Origin of the sequence: Paenibacillus sp. A14, assembly GCF_036864815.1 — a bacterium.
Lineage (GTDB): Bacteria > Bacillota > Bacilli > Paenibacillales > Paenibacillaceae > Fontibacillus > Fontibacillus sanfengchensis.
The window spans coordinates 262,332-278,520 of the sequence record NZ_JBAGJD010000006.1; the positions used below are offsets into that span (position 1 = coordinate 262,332).

Genomic DNA, 16,189 nt, shown 5'->3' on the forward strand with positions numbered 1-16,189 from the left:
CGCGAACGACGTATCGTCCGTCTAACTGCCGTCTTTATTTAGTTAGGGTTCCAGCTCCACGGTAACCGCGAGCTCGTTGATATAGTAATTGAATTTTGACTTGATATCTTAAATGTTGGCGAGCAGGTCATTCAACGTCTCGGCCATTTCAGAAGCCCTTCCGTTTGCTTCAATTGACGTGCCCGGGGCGAGGCCGCCGCGGGGAGCTTGGCCACCTTCACCTTGAAGCCTCTTTCGATGGCCTCGGCTTCCGTGAGACCAACATGTGCGAAAACGGAGGAATCGATAAAAACGGAAGAAGGCCTTCTTCTTATGGTCCATTTCTTCTTGTGAAACCAAATGCGCCATATGTTCCAATGCTTTCGTCGGGATGCAGGCTATATTGATGCAAGTTCCTCCATACATCAGCGGAGATTTCTCCACAACGGCAACCTTCAATCCTTGATCGGCCAAAAAGGGGGCCAACGTCTTCCCGCCTTTACCACAATTATTCTTTCGGATTGGAATTGGCCGTCTCCAGGTCCGCCGGGCTGTGAGCCGACCTTTTATAGATCTCTCCCCAGTCCTTCATTGCTGTAATGATCGGAGTCAAAGTCTGGCCGAAATTTGTCAAAGAATACTCCACCTTGGGCGGGACCTGATGGTAGACCTCGCGATGGACGATGCCGTCTTCCTCCAACTCCCTAAGCTGCAGGGTAAGCATACGCTGAGTAATGGACGGGCAAATTTTGCGAAATTCATTAAATCGCTTGGGGCCGGACATCAAATGATACAGCAGCACACCCTTCCATTTACCGCCGATCACGTCCAGCGTGAATTCCACCGGGCAGCCTTCATCGTTGGGGCAAAATCCGTATCCGCTCTTTCGGTCTCTCATGACTTCTCCGCTCCTAAAACATATTTAAAAACCTTCTAGAACCACCTTACCAACCGCTCTGCCCGTTTCGAGCGTAGCATGCGCTTTGCGCAAATTCGCGGCGTTAATCGGCGTCAGCGTTTCGTTCGTCGTCGTCCGAAGGACTCCGTCGTCCACAAGCCGGGCGATCTCATTTAACAAGTTATGCTGTTCTATCATATCCGGGGTTTGATATGTTGACCGGGTAAACATCAATTCCCATACAAACGTAACGCTCTTGTTCTTTAACAAGGTCAAGTTCAATAATTCATCCGTTTCGACGATGGAACAAATTTTCCCTTGCGGTGCGATCGCTTCCGCCATATTCGACCAATGCTTCTCGGTACTGTTCAGGCAGAGGATATAATCGACCCGCTCCCATCCCGCCGCCTTTAACTGCGGAAGAAATGCCTTAAAATGATTAATGACATGGTCGGCACCCAGCCCCGTTACCCAATCGGCCGATTCGGGCCGGGAAGCGGTGCCGATGACCGTCAAACCGGCATATTTCGCCAATTGCGTCGCAATCGATCCGACACCGCCGGCGGCACCGATGATCAAAATCGTCTTCCCTTCATTATCGGCTTTGTTACGGGAAATGCCAAGCCGGTCGTACAAACTTTCCCAAGCGGTGATCGACGTTAACGGCAATGCGGCCGCATGGGCAAAATCCAGTTTGGACGGCTTCATACCGACAATCCGCTCATCCACCAGATGAAACTCGCTGTTCCCTCCGGGCCGGGTAATACTGCCGGCATAAAAGACTTCGTCACCCGGACGGAACAACGTCACTTCCGGACCGACCTGCTCCACCACGCCCGCGACATCCCAGCCCAAAATTTTGGGCTCGCTCTCCTCGCGGTTCTTTGGGGAACGCACCTTGTAGTCGACCGGGTTGACGGAAATCGCCCTTACCTTAACGAGCAAATCCCTCCCCTCCGGTACGGGCTTCCCCACTTCCACGTCCAGCAGACTTTCCAGATCCTCAATCGGCAAGTACTTATATAGACCTACGGCTTTCATTGTCTCTTTCGTCATGTTTTTTCTCTCCTTTACGTTTACGGTAGTTTTTGTTGTTATCGGCAGTATAATCTATAGGTTTGGTAGTGAACAGTACGCACATTCATGTGATATAGTATCAATTTGTATACTATTGGCGTCGGACAAGCCAAAAAATCCGACCCTCCTTTATTGAGGAAATCGGATTTTTATGTCGGGGTCATTCTTCGTTTAACCGCAGTGAAAATTGATGGGGAGCCCAAGGTAACCCCTGAAACCTAAGGACACGATCGCTGACCAATTTCCATATGCGATATGTGATGAAGGAAACCGAAATGAGCTGACGTGTTTCCTCCAAAACACGGATACGACATCACTGCCTTTTATAAAATCGCGTTCCGTATTTTCGCTTTGCAATTTGGCAACCGCACTTACAATAACCGGATCCAGTTCGTTTTCGTCGCAGCCGATGATGTCCCCCGAATCCCACAACCGAAGCAAATGATTCCGGGATGAGAGCTCCAACCATTCCTGATCATATTGCTTCCTTTGACGAGAGTCCAGGGGAATCCCCTCACCATACCTCTTCACGACTTCCAGGAAACTTTCCCAATCGCCCTGGGCTAATGCGACAGGAGCCGCCCCGAATGTCCCATGTCTCTATGCGCTTGCGATACATTGACGACATGAATCGGGTTCTCTTGTTCTCTTAATAAATGCAAGGCGAAACGGAGTCCCGTCTGATCGTGAGCGTTATCCCCGCTCCAGATAACAATCGTCTTGTTTACCGGAATTTTTCTTAACGTCTCCATCATCGATTCGATGTTCCTGATTAGAACTCGCTCCGAAAAAGGTATCCGGCAGATGTTCCATCATCCAGAGTTCCCTATTCCGCTGCCCTCCCAAAGTGTTCAAATCGGCGATCGGACCGACCGAGAACAACTCATTAAATGCGACGACCCGATGTCCCTCACTCCTATTGAGCTTGCTTAGCGCGACCTTCAATGAACCGGCATTCGAAAGACTAAATACAAGATGAACGTAGGTCTGACGCTGCTCGGCTTGGATTCTATGTTTGTGTATAGCTTCAATGTATTTTTCAAGCAGTGTATACAAATGTTCCTCTTGATTTGCGGTTTCCAACAATTGACGAAGTATCAGGCGATATTCGCCATTCCCAAACTCTTTCATACGTTCATCAAGTTTATCGATGTGAACCCCCCGAATCTCTATGATTTTCCATGCTATCCCCCTTATTTCTTCACTCCTATGCCGAATCCTTCGCCCCAAATTATAACCACCCGTCAAACAACCTTGATAACATAGAATTCCTGCAGATTTGCATCTTTTTCGCATCCCCTCGGGGGTCGGCCTAAATACCTGCAGATTTGCATCTTTTTGGAGTTGGAAGTTTGGACTATTCGCCTCTTTGTATGTGACATATCACTTCGATTATACATAGTAGCTTGAACACTCCTATGATAACGACCCCATCAGGTGGTTTTTTATTTCGCACGCTTCTCGAGCTCAACTGGCTAAAGCCCCAAAGAAAAAAGATGCACATCACGTGCATCCTTTCCCAAGGATTGATTTACGATTTTATGAAAACGGTCCGGCCGTTGAGTTTCTGAAGGTTGCGGTGATTGTCGTCGTAGTATTGATAGAACTCATCCAGTTGTTTCTGGGACAGTTCCACCGTCTCTTTCAGAATATACCATTCCACATTTTCCGTTAATGGAGGTGTCGTCAAGGACCCTAAATAATGATAGTAACTCAAGTGGGTGGGGAGCAATTTTTGAATGTCCAATTTATCGATCTTTACCCCCTTTTCCCCTTTCGCATTGGCCTTGGCCGCATCCAAAATTTGTTGAAACGCTTTGTTCGCCTTGCCAGCCTTAAACATCACTCCGATCACCGCCTTTCGCCCGTCTTGCGATTCATGCACGAAGTGACCTTCCAGCGGATAATGCTTGCCATTGATCGTATGCTCACTTACGGCATGAAAATGAACTTGCTTAAGGGAGAACGTGCGATCATCAATTTCCGCGGTACCGCGCAGACCGACTTGGATGCTGTGTCCGTCATCAACGACCGAAGTCCCTACCTTATCATACTTCAACGTCAAATCGGAACCTTTATACTTAACGGCTTTGGACGTAACAATATTGATGGGAGATTGCATCTTGCCCGACACAAATTCCCATTCCTCCTGATGATCATACGAGAAATGGGTTGCTTCAGTTAAACTGGTTGCCGCATAACTTGACGAAAAACCCGCCAGCAATAAAAAAGCCGTTAATCCCAGTACGATATAATTCTTCTTCATCCAACATCCTCTTTCAAATATAATTTCCGGGGTCGACACCTGAATATACAGGAATTTCCTGCTGATCATTATACTCCTTTCATTTTTTCATGCAATGAATCTTACAAACTAAATTCAGAAAAACGCCGGGTAGTTCTTAAGGAATACGGGGTCATTGCATTACGCTCCTTGTCTTTGCGATAATGAATACAATCTTAATTGTGAAAAAAGAGGAGGCATCACCATGAACTATCGGCATCTCGGCAGCAGCGGCCTGCAAGTCTCCACTCTGGGCCTGGGTACGAATGCGTTCGGCAAACGCGCCGATGAACCCACCTCCATTCGAATTGTCCATTTCGCACTGGACAGCGGGATCAATTTCATCGATACGGCCAACATCTACGCGGGAACGGAATCCGAGCGGATCATCGGTGTAGCGCTTAAAGGAAGAAGGCAACAGGCTGTTCTTGCGACCAAAGCCGGACTTCCCACCGGCCAAGGCCCCAACCAAAGAGGCTCCTCCCGGCATCATCTGCAGCAGGAGTTGGAAGGAAGTCTTCGCCGGCTGGGGACCGATTATGTCGACCTTTACCAGATACATACCTTCGATCCGTTCACACCGTTGGAGGAAACCCTTCGTGCTCTGGACGATATGATTACCTTGGGGAAAGTCCGCTACATCGGGGCATCCAATTATGCCGCTTGGGAACTGATGAAGGCGCTAAGTGTCAGCGAACAGCTGCGGTTATCGAAATACATTTCCCTCCAATGCAGCTATTCCCTCGCCGACCGTACGCCGGAAAAAGAATGGGTTCCCCTTTGTTTGGACCAAGGAATCGGCATCATTCCTTATTTCCCTTTGGCGGGAGGCATTTTGACCGGGAAGTACGCAGCGGATCGGGCGCCAGCCGGATCTAGAGCGGACACGGATCCCAATTTTGCGAGGTTCCTTACGGATGAGCGAATCCAACTCGGCAACGAAATCGGCGAGATCGCAAAAGAAGTAGAGGCCAGCCCGACCGCATTGTCTTTAGCCTGGCTGATGAACCGCCCGGCGGTATCCACCGTGATTGTCGGAGCCACCCGGGTAGAACAATTGCAGGACAGCCTGCAAAGTGTATCCATTCCTTATGATACGGATATGGAGCGCAAGCTGAATGATATAAGCAGCCGATTCGTATATAGCGAACCGTTTGCCGAATATCGGCTGAAATAGCGGGAGGGTGTGACAAGGATGTCAAGGGTGGATTGGGAAGAAGAAAGCAAGCGTTTTAATGCAACAGCGGCATATTACGATCTTTACAGACCAAGTTACCCCAAAGAATTAATCCACTGTATAGAAAAGAATTCGAATATTGGCTTGGACTCAAAAATACTTGAAATTGGTGCTGGCAGTGGAAAGGCATCCGAATTGTTCTTAAATCGAGGCTATGGCCTTGTATGTATCGAGCCGAGTCCTCAATTAGCAGAGATGGGCATGAATAAACACAAGGACAAAAAGGTGGAATTTGTTGTTACACGGTTTGAAAATTGGATTGAGCCAAACCATTATTATGATATGGTGTTCTCTGCGCAAGCCTTTCACTGGGTACCAAAGCCTATTGGTTATACAAAGTGCGCTAACAGCTTAAAGACGAATGGTTATCTGGCTTTATTTTGGAATATGTACTTAAGTGAAATCGAACCACAATACAAAGAATTAATTTCCCTTTGTATTAATTATGATGTGTTCCCATTTCATAGTTTGGAAGAAATCGAAAATAGGATTAATAATATTACAATAGAAATTTCCAATTGTGAACATTTCGAAACGCCCTCTGTTCATCGTTTCCCTTGGAATCAACAATACAATATTGACGGCTTCATTGGCTTTTTAAAAACCGGGAGCGGTTTCCTCGCTCTGCCAGAGTCGGATCAAACCCAATTAATTCACGAGGCGACAACTATCATGTTAAAACATGGTGGAAGGGTAACGCTTAAATTTATCAGCACTTTATTCTTAGCAAAGAAACGGTAAGACCATCTAAACACAACGAATTAAAAACCGCCTTTTTCCGGAAGGCGGTTTTGCTTTTGATTTTACGTTCGGTCTGCATTGAAATTCATTGATAGACTTAAGGAAATTCAAATCTTTGCAAGTGGGCAAAAAATATCAAACCCCCATCTACATGTTCTGTTATCATAACAACCAAAGGAGGGCCGGTTTGAAGAAGTCGATCCCAACGTGCCGAGCACAAACCTTGAGCTCGTTTACGAGATTCTGGACGAACCTTCGAATCTTTCCTTTGAAGAATAGAGTAATATGAATTCTATCTTTAAATCCGATATGGCGCGGGGTTCACCTGCGCCATATCGGAGCTTCTATCCCAGCTCGTCTAAAGATCGGTGTGCCCCCCGGGATTTCGCTTTATACGCTTGAACCCGAACGGATGGATCGATCGATCGGATAAGAGCAAGCCTGCCAGCGTCAGCATCATCCCTAAAGCCGTGATCACCGAAATCGGCTCATGCAGAATGGAAAAAGACGCAATAACGGTTACCGCCGGCACCAGAAAAATGTAGGTGCTCGTGCGCACCGCCCCTAGTACGCCGACACTCCAATTCCAGGTAACGAAACACAGTGCCGAAGCTCCCAAGCCGAGAAACATTAGGTTAAATAGCTGGGTACCGTCTTGAAACCTTGAAAGGCCGAGACGAAATCCAGGCGAGAAGCAAAGCGGAAGCATGAAAACCAATCCGTAAAAAAAGACCCGGCGGGTACAGCCTATGGCCGGAATACCCAGTGAACTGATTTTGCGCATTAGAATCGAATATATCCCCCATATGGCGCTGGAAAGAAAGGCCAGTACATCACCCAACGGATTGAGCGCCAATTGACGGGCTCCGTTAAAGGAGATCAGAACAATTCCCGCCATGGCCACCGCAAACCCGGCCAAAAAGCGTAGGTGCAGTGACTTCTCTCCCAGCAGAAAATGGGCCAGCACCGCCGTAATTAACGGCGCTGCGGACACGATGATGCCGACATTGGAAGCCAACGTGTACGTCAAGGCGATATTTTCCAGCAAGAAATACAGGGTAACCCCGGTAAGCCCGGCTGCCGCGAATAGCAGCTCTTCCCGGATCGGTCTCAAAGAGACAACCTTCGGGTAAATCGCCCAGAGGACGCAATACCCGATTAAAAAGCGAAACAGCAAAATTTCCTGAGGCAGAAAGTCCTCCAACAGCAGCTTGGTCGAAATAAATGTAGTCCCCCATATCAAAATGGTCAAAAGAGCGGCCGTGTGTGCAGTTGCGGTACGACGCCGGCCGCTCATTCGTTGACCGTCCGCTTTGAAAGCACAGGTGCGGCTTCCTCACGGAAGATTTTCATATATTGGCCGGGAGTTAACCCGATATACCGTTTGAAAAAATGAGTCAAATGGCTCTGGTCGCTGAATCCGGTCTCCATAGCGGCTAACGAGGGGGCGATTCCTCGCTCCAGGAGTTTTTTGGCGGCGCCGATTCGAAGCGTCTCCAGGTAGTTGTACGGCGATATTCCCTGATCACGGGTAAAGGAACGAATAAAATGATATTTGCTAAGTCCGGCAAGTCCGCTAAGCTTATCCAATGTTATTTTCTCCGGGTAATGACTCTCCATATATTCGCACACCCTGCGAAATTCGGCCGCCTTCCCGCTTCGCGCAGACTCTGCCCGAACTTCCGAATAATCCTGGACGATCTGCCCCATCAATACAAAGAACAATTCCTCCTTGATAAAGTCCGCTTCGCCCTCACTGATTAGCTGGTGCAGTTCCTTCAGTAAAGGAGCCAACTCGGTTCCGCGCAGCACAGGTCCGGCAAAAACCGGCAGCTCCTCCGTTCCCAATATATCGAGGGACAGTTCTCGCATGCGGTCGGTCTCTATATTGATGCAGCGATAGTCAAGCACATCACCATCAACCTGCATACAGGTGTGGATATCCTTCGGATTAAAAATAATCATATCACCGGGATGGATGATATACTCCCGTTGGTTACATTCCAGGTAACGCTGTCCTTTCTCTATAAACCCAAAGACGTAATAGTCATGAAAATGATGCGGAAACTTCTGCATAATCCCCTCAAACCGGTAGGCTTCCACGTCCAGTTCAGCGTCGTAACAGACCGTTCGGATCTCCTTGCTCATAATGTACCTCCTCGTATGTATTCCACCTTATCCACTATACCAGAAAGGTTTTTACCGCGATTGTACAATGTTGCTCTCCCATCAACCTCAATATCTGAATGCCTCCACGCATCATTAAAAAGAAAGAGCTCGAAAGCATCCGCCTCCGAGCTCCGGTTTTATTGATTTGCAACCAGCTCCCAGAGCTGGTCGGCCACTCCCGTTGCATCCATCTGAACGATTTTGGCCCCGTCCGCCATTTAGCCTGCTCCACCGCCAAAACCTTCCCGCTCCCCGTATTGTTGACGATAAAATAACCGCCCGTTGCTTCCAACAGCCACTGCTGATCCTTCGATCCGTTATCAGCCCATTGGACGGCTGGAGCACCGGAAGAGAGGGATGCTCCCAGGATCCCAAGATTTTTGCGGCTGTTGGTATTGATCAATTTAACGAATCCCTCCGAGGCCGGGACGATAAACCAGTTTTGATCACGCGAAGCGGGGCTACCGGTTTACCGCTCTTCACATTAACCAGTTTATAGTACCCCACGGACATATCCCCATTGTTCACTGTGTTTTTCCCACTGAAGAAACCGGCCTGAGGAATAAACAAGCGTCCATTGCTAAAGCTCGAAATGATGTTCACGGATAAATCAGACCCGCTTTTTTCGCGGGAACCCATTAGGTTTTCCGTATGATTTTTTGCTGTTCAATTTCATATACCACATCGGCAGCGTTCTCAATTAACTGTACGTCATGCGTTATGAAAACGATAGTTCCTGCGTAGCGAATCATTAAATTTTGCAGGGCTTCGACGGCTGGAAGATCCAGGTAATTGCTCGGTTCGTCCATAAGCAAAATGTTGTAGCGTCCCAGCATCATTTTAGCCAACTGCAATTTAACCAGTTCACCGCCGCTTAATACGGATACCCGTTTTCTTATATCATGTTGAGAAAATCCCAAGGATGCAAGGACGGCATGTATTTCCGTCCCCTGATAATCACTGTGTTCCATCATAAACTCCATAACGCTTTGGCTACAGTCGCACCTATAACCCTTTTGGTCAAAATAACCAAGGACCGCTTTAGGAGATACTGTTATGCCGGGTTCGCGATCGAGTATCATCCTGAGCAACGTTGTTTTCCCCGTACCATTGGGTCCGGTAATCGCAATCTTGGCACCCAGCGGAAATTGAAATGAAGCTTTGTCAAAAATGACCCTGCCCCCATGCTTTTTGCAGATATCCGTCCCCGTGACCGGAAACGGACTATGAAGCTCGAGGGCTTTACTTTGTCTGAACAAGACCGAACGAATGGTCTCGGGCGGTTTTACTTCACCCATCGCTTCAATTCTGCGCTCCATATTTTTGGCGGCATTATAGAGCTTCTTTTGCTTGCTGCCCGTCGTTTTTTGGTGACCGAGCCGCCCACCGCTCTCGGTGTTGTTTTTTCGGGAAGCCCCTTTCGCCTTTTGCTCCATTTTCCGGGCCTGATGCTGTTTTTCCGCAATAGCTTTCTCCAAGCGCTCACGCTCAGCGGTAAACCGACTGAATTGATCGGCTTGTTTTTGCCGTTCTTCTTCCTTTTGAGCCAAGTATTCGGAATATCCGCCCCAATACTCGGTAATCTTCCCGTCCTTTAACTCCCAGATCTTGTCGACGACTTGATCCAGAAAGTATCGGTCATGACTGATAATGAGCAAAGCTCCGAGATAAGATTTAAGCTGATGAATCAAAAAGTCTACTCCGTCCCGATCCAGGTGGCTGGTCGGTTCATCGGCAAGGATCCCGTGCATCTCACTCGACAAAGCCTGTGCAATTTTAAGCCGTGTTTCTTCACCACCGCTCATATGATCCTTTTCAATTCTGTCGATCCCAAGCTTACCCTTTAAAGCATAATTCTTTATCTCATGTATGGCCGCGTCCTCTAATTGCGGGATGTATGAAAAATCACCCTCCCGGCTGATCCTTCCATACGGTATTGAAATTTCACCCAGTAACACTTTTAACAAGGTGCTCTTACCGGCTCCGTTCGATCCGATTAAACCAATACGATCATATTGGTAAATTTCCAAATCAGCAATGTCCAGGACGTCCCGTCCCATATATTCGATATAAATATCTTTTGCTTTTATCAATAGTTCCATCTTGGCAGCCTCCTTCAGTAATCGCAGTAACGTCGATTCGCAGGTCCACCTGCGATTATGAAGAGAGGATTATATAAAGAAGTACCAATGCATCCTTCGCATAATAACTTATTAGCTCCTTTCTATGCTGTTTGACTGTTTTTTTGCAATAAAAAATACAGATCTAGGCCATTATGCGAGCCAGGATCTGCATTGATCACGAAAGAAACACAGCGAAACAGACATAGCAAATCAAGCTATTCAAATCGCCATCTATGTGTCCATACGTAAAAATAAGCAGCCCAAAAAAAGCCCACATTCGTGGATGAAAATCCGCTTTTTTATTGCCGGCTTATCGAATACGCATCGAGTGCAACATAGATAACGATCCTCCTATCACTAATTTATTGGATGATAACATGGGCGACGCCTGGTGTCAATTCCGTATAAACGCCATGTTTCGGCTTGTGATGGTGTGTTCACGAAACAAGGTTTGATTCATGGAGCGAGTTTTTCTGTTCTGATTTCCTCCCCCCTCCCATATATTTATCAGCGAATGGCCGGCCGGACCTTTCGATGCGTTACACCCAAAAAGTTAAAGCGCTTTAAACATTCAGCGGAAGGAGATTGGCATGTTAACTTTCTCAAGTAAAGGAAAAACCGGAGCCCGTCTTTTCTGTGCTCTACTGGCTGTCTTGCTGCTCTTCGTCCAAATTCAAGGCGTTTCGCGCGCGGCTGAACCGGATTCATCGGAAGCGGAGGTGCTGCTGTCCGAATGGATCTTTTCCGATGAAGGAAATGAAGGCGTTTTTCCTGCGACGGGCGGCGTCCATCAAGACTCCTCCAGCTTCCGGAATGTGGGCGGTTATTTCGAGTATTATGACAGCGACCAGCACTCGATAAGCTATCAAGGCTGGGACAACGGCAAAAACAAAAAGTACTGGCTCGCCAGTCTTTCAACCAAGGGATATGGGAACATTGCCCTTTCCTCCCAGCAAACTTCTTCCGGGACAGGGCCGCGGGACTTCAAGGTTCAGTACAGCACCGATAACAAAAATTGGACGGATGTGCCGGAGCTGTCATTGAAGATGGCCCGGTCCAGTTTCAACTGTCCGGGGAATTCATGCAAACTTGATAATGCTCCTCTGCCGGCAGCCGCCGAGAATCAGGATACGCTTTATATCCGTTGGATCGTAAGTTCAAATACGAACACCAAAGGGAGTCAGGGCATCGGGGACACGGGGTCCAGCTTGATCAAGGATATCCGTATAACGGGGACGGCGACGGGTACGCAGGAACCGCAAACGGAGCCTAAGCTGATCAATATGACGCTGGTCGGAGATACAAAGACGAGCCGCAGTTTTGCGTGGTATACGGATGTACATTCGCCTTCCGTCCTGCAAGTGGTCGAGGCCTCCAAAGCAGCCGGGAGCGATTTCCCCGAGCATGAGGCCTTAACCTTTCAAGGAACGACCGAAGAGATTGCCACTTATGTGACGAAGTCGGACCGGAAAGCGAACAAGAAAAAGAAGTTTTACAGCCATAAGGTGGCAGCAACCGCATTGACGCCCGGAACGACGTATCGATATCGCGTCGGCAGCGGAGCCGCAAACAGCTGGAGCCGGGTCGGCAGTTTCACGACCGATACGGCCCAGGCCGAACCCTTCCGTTTTATCGCGGGAGCGGATTCGCAGGCCTCCAGTAAGGCGGGCTTCGAACCTTGGGCCGATACGTTCAGAAAAGCGCTGCAAACGGTCGGGGATCCCAAGTTCATCCTCAATGCGGGGGATCTCGTGGATAACGGCGACCTGGAGGAGCAATGGCAATGGATGCTGGGCCTCCCGCAGGAACAGCTTTTGAATGTCCCGATCGTGCCGGTGCTCGGCGGGCATGAGGTCCAGGACTATGATGGCGACGAGACGACGCCGAACTCGAATTTTTATAATCATTTCCATTTGCCGAAACAAGTTGTAGCTAATACGCATGACGGCTCCGTGTATTCATTTGAATACGGAAATGCCCTCTTTCTGATTTTCAACACGCAGTATGCCGGGGAACTGTCCAGTAACGGAAGTATCAAGAAGCAAGACCGGCAGTTTCAGGATCAGGTCGAATGGATGAAGTATATCGTGGCCAAAAGCGATGCCAAATGGAAATTCGTGGCCCTTCATAAAGGCCCCTATTCCGCGGGTGACAATGCGGGAGAATGGGAGGATGACCGCGTGCAATTTTACAAAAAAGCCCTCGTCCCGGCCTTCGACCAAATGGGGATCGACCTGGTATTCGAAGCGCATGACCACATGTACATGCGATCTCATCAAATGCTGAACGACAAGGTAGTCCCTCCTGCCCAGATCACGTTCGATGCACAAGGAAATGCCGTCAACCCCAAGGGAACGGTCTACCTGATGTCCAACGCCTTCGGGGATAAATTTTATACCAAATATCCCGGATACGATGATTATTTTGCCGCGATCAATGAACAGCCTTTTAAAAAGATGTTCACCGATGTGTCCGTATCCGGTGACCTCCTGAAGATCAAAGCATACACCGCCGCCAAAAAGGATGAGTCCTCCGGCAACAACGGCGTCAAAAAATACGACGAGTACGGAATCAAACGGACGGACAGCAAACCGGACCGAGTCAGCGACGCCAAAATCCGGGTGAACGTCGGGAAAGCCACCATTTCCTGGAAGCTCTCCGCCGCAAGCGCCGGACCGGTACAAGGCTTCCGAATCTATGAAGCAAACGGAAAGATCAAGCCCTACTGGAATGCCTATGTTAATGTCGAGTCCGGCAAGACGGATTACAGCTTGACCGTTAACGACATCAACGCCGCGGATAACTATACGTTCGTAATTCGCGCGGCCGGCAGCCGGATGAATTCCGAACCGGTGGAACTCAGCACCGATTAATTTATTTTGAAGAGAGCTCGGGGGTAGTCCTCGAGCTCTCTTCACGCCTCCTTGTTAGCCCCTCGGTTATGATGGTCCTTGCTGCGCATCATCCAACGCCTGTCGTAAATCATAGTCGGCGAGATTCATATCCGGCGGCAGATCCAGCGCCATTTTGGCCAACTGGCTTCCAATGAACGGACCTGCGGTCAATCCGGACGCCCCCAAACCGTTGGCGGCAAACAAGCCTTCCCAGCCGGGGACCGCACCCATAACCGGAAGAAATCCCGGCGTAAATGGGCGAAAACCGACTCGTATTTCTTGAAATGCACTGTCTGCCAGTCCCGGCGCCACGGCTAACCCTTTATTCACAATTTCCTGAATGCCGCCCGGCGTAATCCGTGTATCATAGCCTTTCACTTCATTTTCGTGCGTCGCTCCTATGATGATCTTCCGCCTGTCAAAAGCCAGCAAATATTGATCGGAAGGAGGCATCACAACCGGCCAATTTCCCGTATCTTGATCCTCCTCCAAACGCAAATGCATGATCTGCGCCTTTTGAAACCGGACGAGAAAGCGAAGGCCTAACGGTTGCAGCAATGCACCCGCCCAGGCCCCGGCGCAAACGATAACACTGTCGGAAAAATAGCTCTCTTCTCCGACCCTAACCCCGGTCACGTGGTTGTTCTCATGTAGTAACGCGGCGTCCCCGTTGATCATAACCGCTCCTTTCCGCTGCGCCGAACGGAGTAACGCGTCGCGCAGCGCTCGCCCGTCGATACGGGCGGCCCCGCTAATGTGCAAGGACTGATAGCCCGCTCCGAGGACAGGGAATCGGGCTATTGTTTCCTGCTCCGAAAGGCGGGTGATTTCCCCGATTTCCGGCGCATCCGCGATCCGTTGCCTCGCCCGCTCTTCCAGTTTATCGATTTTTTCCGCTTCAGTGTGAATAAGCAGAGCCCCAACTCGGGCATAGCCTGTATCCGTTTCGCCTTCGCGTTTCAAATCCTCGATGAAATCAGTGTAAAAGCGGGCCCCTGCTCTTGCCAGCCGATACCAGGCCTGGTTCCGGCGCTGGGAGAGCCAGGGGCAGAGGATACCGGCAGCGGCATCCGTAGCCTGTCCGGCGTCCTTGCGGTCGATCACTACGACATCGGCCCCCATTTTTGCCAGGTGGTAAGCCGTTGACGCTCCAAGTATTCCCGCTCCAATGACGATGATTTTCTTCATGTTGGCATCCCTCTCTAATAGCTCACTTCCCCCATTATAGCGAAACTGGCAAGAAAGTACGAAGCCGCGCCTTTATGACGAATAAATTCCAGAAAGGTGGGACAACGTATTACGGAAATGCGAGATACTCACTCAGGAGGGAATAAGCGATGAACAGCCAACGCGCCAAGGAAATCGTAGCCTCGCCTACGATGGTAAACGTCACCTGCAACGGCGTACCCATCTATATTCAGCATGTGGACGATCGTAAAGAAACCGCCCGGATCTATCCCCTCGATCAGCCAGAACAAGAGCAAGAGGTCGCGCTGTCCCAGTTGACCGAGCAGTAAAAATAAACAGATAGGGTGCCGCAGCCGCGGCACCCTCCTGCATATCAGACCTTTGTTCTCCCTCGGCCCTCCAACCTCTTCACCAGCTCCGTCAAATCTTTTCCTTGCAGCGCTCCTTCCACCAATTCCGGCAGCATCGCAGGCGTGCAGGCAAACGAAGGCGTTCCGTCCCTGGCAAAAGCTCGGGCCAACTGCTCATCATAAAACGGCTTGCCTTCATCAGACAGGGCCAGCAGACACAACGTTTTGACGCCGGACTCCTTCATCTCCCGCATTCTCCGAACCAATCGGGACTGATTGCCCCCTTCATAGAGATCGGAAATCAGGATGAACAGTGTTTTCTTCGGTTCTGTAATAAACTGCTCGCAATACGCGACGGATTTGTCGATATTCGTGCCTCCGCCGAGCTGAATCCCAAACAGCATATCCACCGGATCATTGGCGCATTGCTCGGTTAGGTCGACCACCTCGGTATCGAAGACGACCACCCGGGTATCCAGCGCGGGAATACTCGCAAAGATGGAGCCGACCACCGAAGCCCAGATCACCGATTCCGCCATGGAACCGCTCTGATCGATATCCACAATGACCGTCCATTCCTTGTTTCTTTTCGCGCGGTCAAAGTAATAGAAGCGTTCGGGAATGATCGCCTTGCGATCGGCATCATAATGCTTCAAATTCCGCTGGATCGTACGCTTCCAGTCGATTCCGCTCAACGAAGGGAGCGGCGTGTGCTGCCTGCGGTTTAGGGAACCGGTAACGGCTCTTTGGAGCTCGTGGCTCATGCGCTTGACCAGTTCATCCACCACGGCCTGCACAAGCATGCGTGCGGTATCCTTCGTCTTCTCCGGTATTTTCCCCTTAAGCGATAGCAGCGTACCGACAAGATGGATATCCGGTTTTACAGTGGCCAGCACCTCCGGTTCGAACAAAAGCTGCTTCCAGCCTTTACGCTCCATCGCATCGTGTTGAATGACGGAGACCACATCCTCCGGAAAAAAAGTACGCACATCCCCGAGCCACTGCGCAAGCCGCGGGGCGGATTTCCCCTTTCCCGCGCCGCGCGCCCCCGATCCGCTTCCGGAGGTCCCTTCACCGCCGTTGTCCGTCTGATCATATATGGCGGCAAGCGCCCGGTCCATAATCAGTTCATCCTCCGTGAGTGCTACCTGCCCTTGACCGGCGTAACGGCCAAGGTCCCCTTCGGCGGCCGCGCCCAGAATGAGCCGCCATCGGGACAGGGCCTCACGGTTTACCGCTCCGCCCATCT

16 protein-coding genes and 2 pseudogenes are annotated in these 16,189 nt (G+C 49.8%); 5 read left to right on the forward strand and 13 right to left on the reverse strand.

Translation table 11 applies throughout. The annotated features are described in order from the left end of the window. Nucleotides 1–108: 108 nt before the first annotated feature. From V4U88_RS17835 to V4U88_RS17855, 7 genes are all read right to left on the reverse strand, one after another. Nucleotides 109–453 (reverse strand): hypothetical protein, encoded by a 345-nt coding sequence (locus tag V4U88_RS17835; protein WP_334074592.1) that lies wholly within the window; start codon nucleotides 451–453, stop codon nucleotides 109–111. A gap of 34 nt (nucleotides 454–487) precedes the next feature. Then, complete coding sequence (locus V4U88_RS17840) at nucleotides 488–877, reverse strand: winged helix-turn-helix transcriptional regulator (protein WP_334074593.1); 390 nt, start codon at nucleotides 875–877, stop codon at nucleotides 488–490. 24 nt (nucleotides 878–901) lie between these two features. Beyond that, nucleotides 902–1,933: a zinc-binding alcohol dehydrogenase family protein gene (locus V4U88_RS17845; protein ID WP_334074594.1), complete on the reverse strand. Its 1,032-nt coding sequence runs from the start codon at nucleotides 1,931–1,933 to the stop codon at nucleotides 902–904. Between the two features lie 192 nt (nucleotides 1,934–2,125). Then, the gene (locus V4U88_RS27035; RefSeq protein WP_416367259.1) at nucleotides 2,126–2,485 is read right to left on the reverse strand and encodes a DUF3658 domain-containing protein; all 360 of its coding nucleotides are present in this window, start codon (nucleotides 2,483–2,485) and stop codon (nucleotides 2,126–2,128) included. 32 nt (nucleotides 2,486–2,517) lie between these two features. Further along, nucleotides 2,518–2,709 (reverse strand): DUF1835 domain-containing protein, encoded by a 192-nt coding sequence (locus tag V4U88_RS27040; protein WP_416367260.1) that lies wholly within the window; start codon nucleotides 2,707–2,709, stop codon nucleotides 2,518–2,520. Beyond that, nucleotides 2,648–3,184, reverse strand: a complete 537-nt coding sequence (locus V4U88_RS17850) for a DUF1835 domain-containing protein (RefSeq protein ID WP_334074595.1) — start codon at nucleotides 3,182–3,184, stop codon at nucleotides 2,648–2,650. Before V4U88_RS17850 ends, V4U88_RS27040 begins: the two co-directional genes overlap by 62 nt. 301 nt (nucleotides 3,185–3,485) lie before the next feature. Next, entirely contained in the window at nucleotides 3,486–4,220 is a 735-nt protein-coding gene (locus tag V4U88_RS17855) for a carbonic anhydrase (RefSeq protein ID WP_334074596.1), read from the reverse strand. A gap of 223 nt (nucleotides 4,221–4,443) precedes the next feature. Here V4U88_RS17855 and V4U88_RS17860 point away from each other — a divergent pair, with 223 nt between their 5' ends. The 3 genes and pseudogenes from V4U88_RS17860 to V4U88_RS17870 all read left to right on the forward strand — a co-directional run. Further along, on the forward strand, nucleotides 4,444–5,415 hold the full coding sequence (locus V4U88_RS17860) for an aldo/keto reductase (protein ID WP_334074597.1): 972 nt from the start codon (nucleotides 4,444–4,446) through the stop codon (nucleotides 5,413–5,415). 27 nt (nucleotides 5,416–5,442) lie between these two features. Further along, the gene (locus tag V4U88_RS17865) at nucleotides 5,443–6,216 is read left to right on the forward strand and encodes a class I SAM-dependent methyltransferase (RefSeq protein WP_334074598.1); all 774 of its coding nucleotides are present in this window, start codon (nucleotides 5,443–5,445) and stop codon (nucleotides 6,214–6,216) included. A gap of 186 nt (nucleotides 6,217–6,402) precedes the next feature. Then, nucleotides 6,403–6,495 (forward strand): annotated as a pseudogene (locus V4U88_RS17870) (AraC family transcriptional regulator); the annotation flags it as partial. Nucleotides 6,496–6,574: 79 nt separating this feature from the next. Here V4U88_RS17870 and V4U88_RS17875 read toward each other — a convergent pair. From V4U88_RS17875 to V4U88_RS17890, 4 genes and pseudogenes are all read right to left on the reverse strand, one after another. Then, nucleotides 6,575–7,513: a DMT family transporter gene (locus tag V4U88_RS17875; protein WP_334074599.1), complete on the reverse strand. Its 939-nt coding sequence runs from the start codon at nucleotides 7,511–7,513 to the stop codon at nucleotides 6,575–6,577. Beyond that, nucleotides 7,510–8,364 (reverse strand): AraC family transcriptional regulator, encoded by an 855-nt coding sequence (locus V4U88_RS17880; RefSeq protein ID WP_334074600.1) that lies wholly within the window; start codon nucleotides 8,362–8,364, stop codon nucleotides 7,510–7,512. Before V4U88_RS17880 ends, V4U88_RS17875 begins: the two co-directional genes overlap by 4 nt. A 34-nt stretch (nucleotides 8,365–8,398) precedes the next feature. Then, nucleotides 8,399–8,821, reverse strand: a pseudogene (locus V4U88_RS17885) (RICIN domain-containing protein); the annotation flags it as partial. Nucleotides 8,822–9,023: 202 nt separating this feature from the next. After that, entirely contained in the window at nucleotides 9,024–10,487 is a 1,464-nt protein-coding gene (locus V4U88_RS17890; protein ID WP_334074601.1) for an Msr family ABC-F type ribosomal protection protein, read from the reverse strand. A gap of 611 nt (nucleotides 10,488–11,098) precedes the next feature. Between V4U88_RS17890 and V4U88_RS17895 the strand changes: the two genes are divergently transcribed. Further along, the gene (locus V4U88_RS17895; RefSeq protein ID WP_334074602.1) at nucleotides 11,099–13,381 is read left to right on the forward strand and encodes a metallophosphoesterase family protein; all 2,283 of its coding nucleotides are present in this window, start codon (nucleotides 11,099–11,101) and stop codon (nucleotides 13,379–13,381) included. A gap of 66 nt (nucleotides 13,382–13,447) precedes the next feature. Here the strand turns inward: V4U88_RS17895 and V4U88_RS17900 are convergent, their stop codons facing one another. After that, entirely contained in the window at nucleotides 13,448–14,590 is a 1,143-nt protein-coding gene (locus V4U88_RS17900) for an NAD(P)/FAD-dependent oxidoreductase (RefSeq protein WP_334074603.1), read from the reverse strand. A gap of 149 nt (nucleotides 14,591–14,739) precedes the next feature. On the opposite strand from V4U88_RS17900, the gene V4U88_RS17905 reads away from it, so the two are divergent. Further along, nucleotides 14,740–14,919: a small acid-soluble spore protein H gene (locus tag V4U88_RS17905; RefSeq protein ID WP_334074604.1), complete on the forward strand. Its 180-nt coding sequence runs from the start codon at nucleotides 14,740–14,742 to the stop codon at nucleotides 14,917–14,919. Nucleotides 14,920–14,963: 44 nt separating this feature from the next. Here the strand turns inward: V4U88_RS17905 and V4U88_RS17910 are convergent, their stop codons facing one another. Next, on the reverse strand, nucleotides 14,964–16,187 hold the full coding sequence (locus V4U88_RS17910; RefSeq protein WP_334074605.1) for a VWA domain-containing protein: 1,224 nt from the start codon (nucleotides 16,185–16,187) through the stop codon (nucleotides 14,964–14,966). Nucleotides 16,188–16,189: the final 2 nt, after the last annotated feature.

Bases quoted from the DNA above. Each gene is read 5' to 3' on its own strand.
- V4U88_RS17840 (WP_334074593.1), bottom strand. From the start codon at position 877: ATGAGAGACCGAAAGAGCGGATACGGATTTTGCCCCAACGATGAAGGC.
- V4U88_RS17845 (WP_334074594.1), bottom strand. From the start codon at position 1,933: ATGACGAAAGAGACAATGAAAGCCGTAGGTCTATATAAGTACTTGCCG.
- V4U88_RS27040 (WP_416367260.1), bottom strand. From the start codon at position 2,709: ATGATGGAGACGTTAAGAAAAATTCCGGTAAACAAGACGATTGTTATC.
- V4U88_RS17855 (WP_334074596.1), bottom strand. From the start codon at position 4,220: ATGAAGAAGAATTATATCGTACTGGGATTAACGGCTTTTTTATTGCTG.
- V4U88_RS17860 (WP_334074597.1), top strand. From the start codon at position 4,444: ATGAACTATCGGCATCTCGGCAGCAGCGGCCTGCAAGTCTCCACTCTG.
- V4U88_RS17875 (WP_334074599.1), bottom strand. From the start codon at position 7,513: ATGAGCGGCCGGCGTCGTACCGCAACTGCACACACGGCCGCTCTTTTG.
- V4U88_RS17880 (WP_334074600.1), bottom strand. From the start codon at position 8,364: ATGAGCAAGGAGATCCGAACGGTCTGTTACGACGCTGAACTGGACGTG.
- V4U88_RS17890 (WP_334074601.1), bottom strand. From the start codon at position 10,487: ATGGAACTATTGATAAAAGCAAAAGATATTTATATCGAATATATGGGA.
- V4U88_RS17895 (WP_334074602.1), top strand. From the start codon at position 11,099: ATGTTAACTTTCTCAAGTAAAGGAAAAACCGGAGCCCGTCTTTTCTGT.
- V4U88_RS17900 (WP_334074603.1), bottom strand. From the start codon at position 14,590: ATGAAGAAAATCATCGTCATTGGAGCGGGAATACTTGGAGCGTCAACG.
- V4U88_RS17905 (WP_334074604.1), top strand. From the start codon at position 14,740: ATGAACAGCCAACGCGCCAAGGAAATCGTAGCCTCGCCTACGATGGTA.
- V4U88_RS17910 (WP_334074605.1), bottom strand. From the start codon at position 16,187: ATGGGCGGAGCGGTAAACCGTGAGGCCCTGTCCCGATGGCGGCTCATT.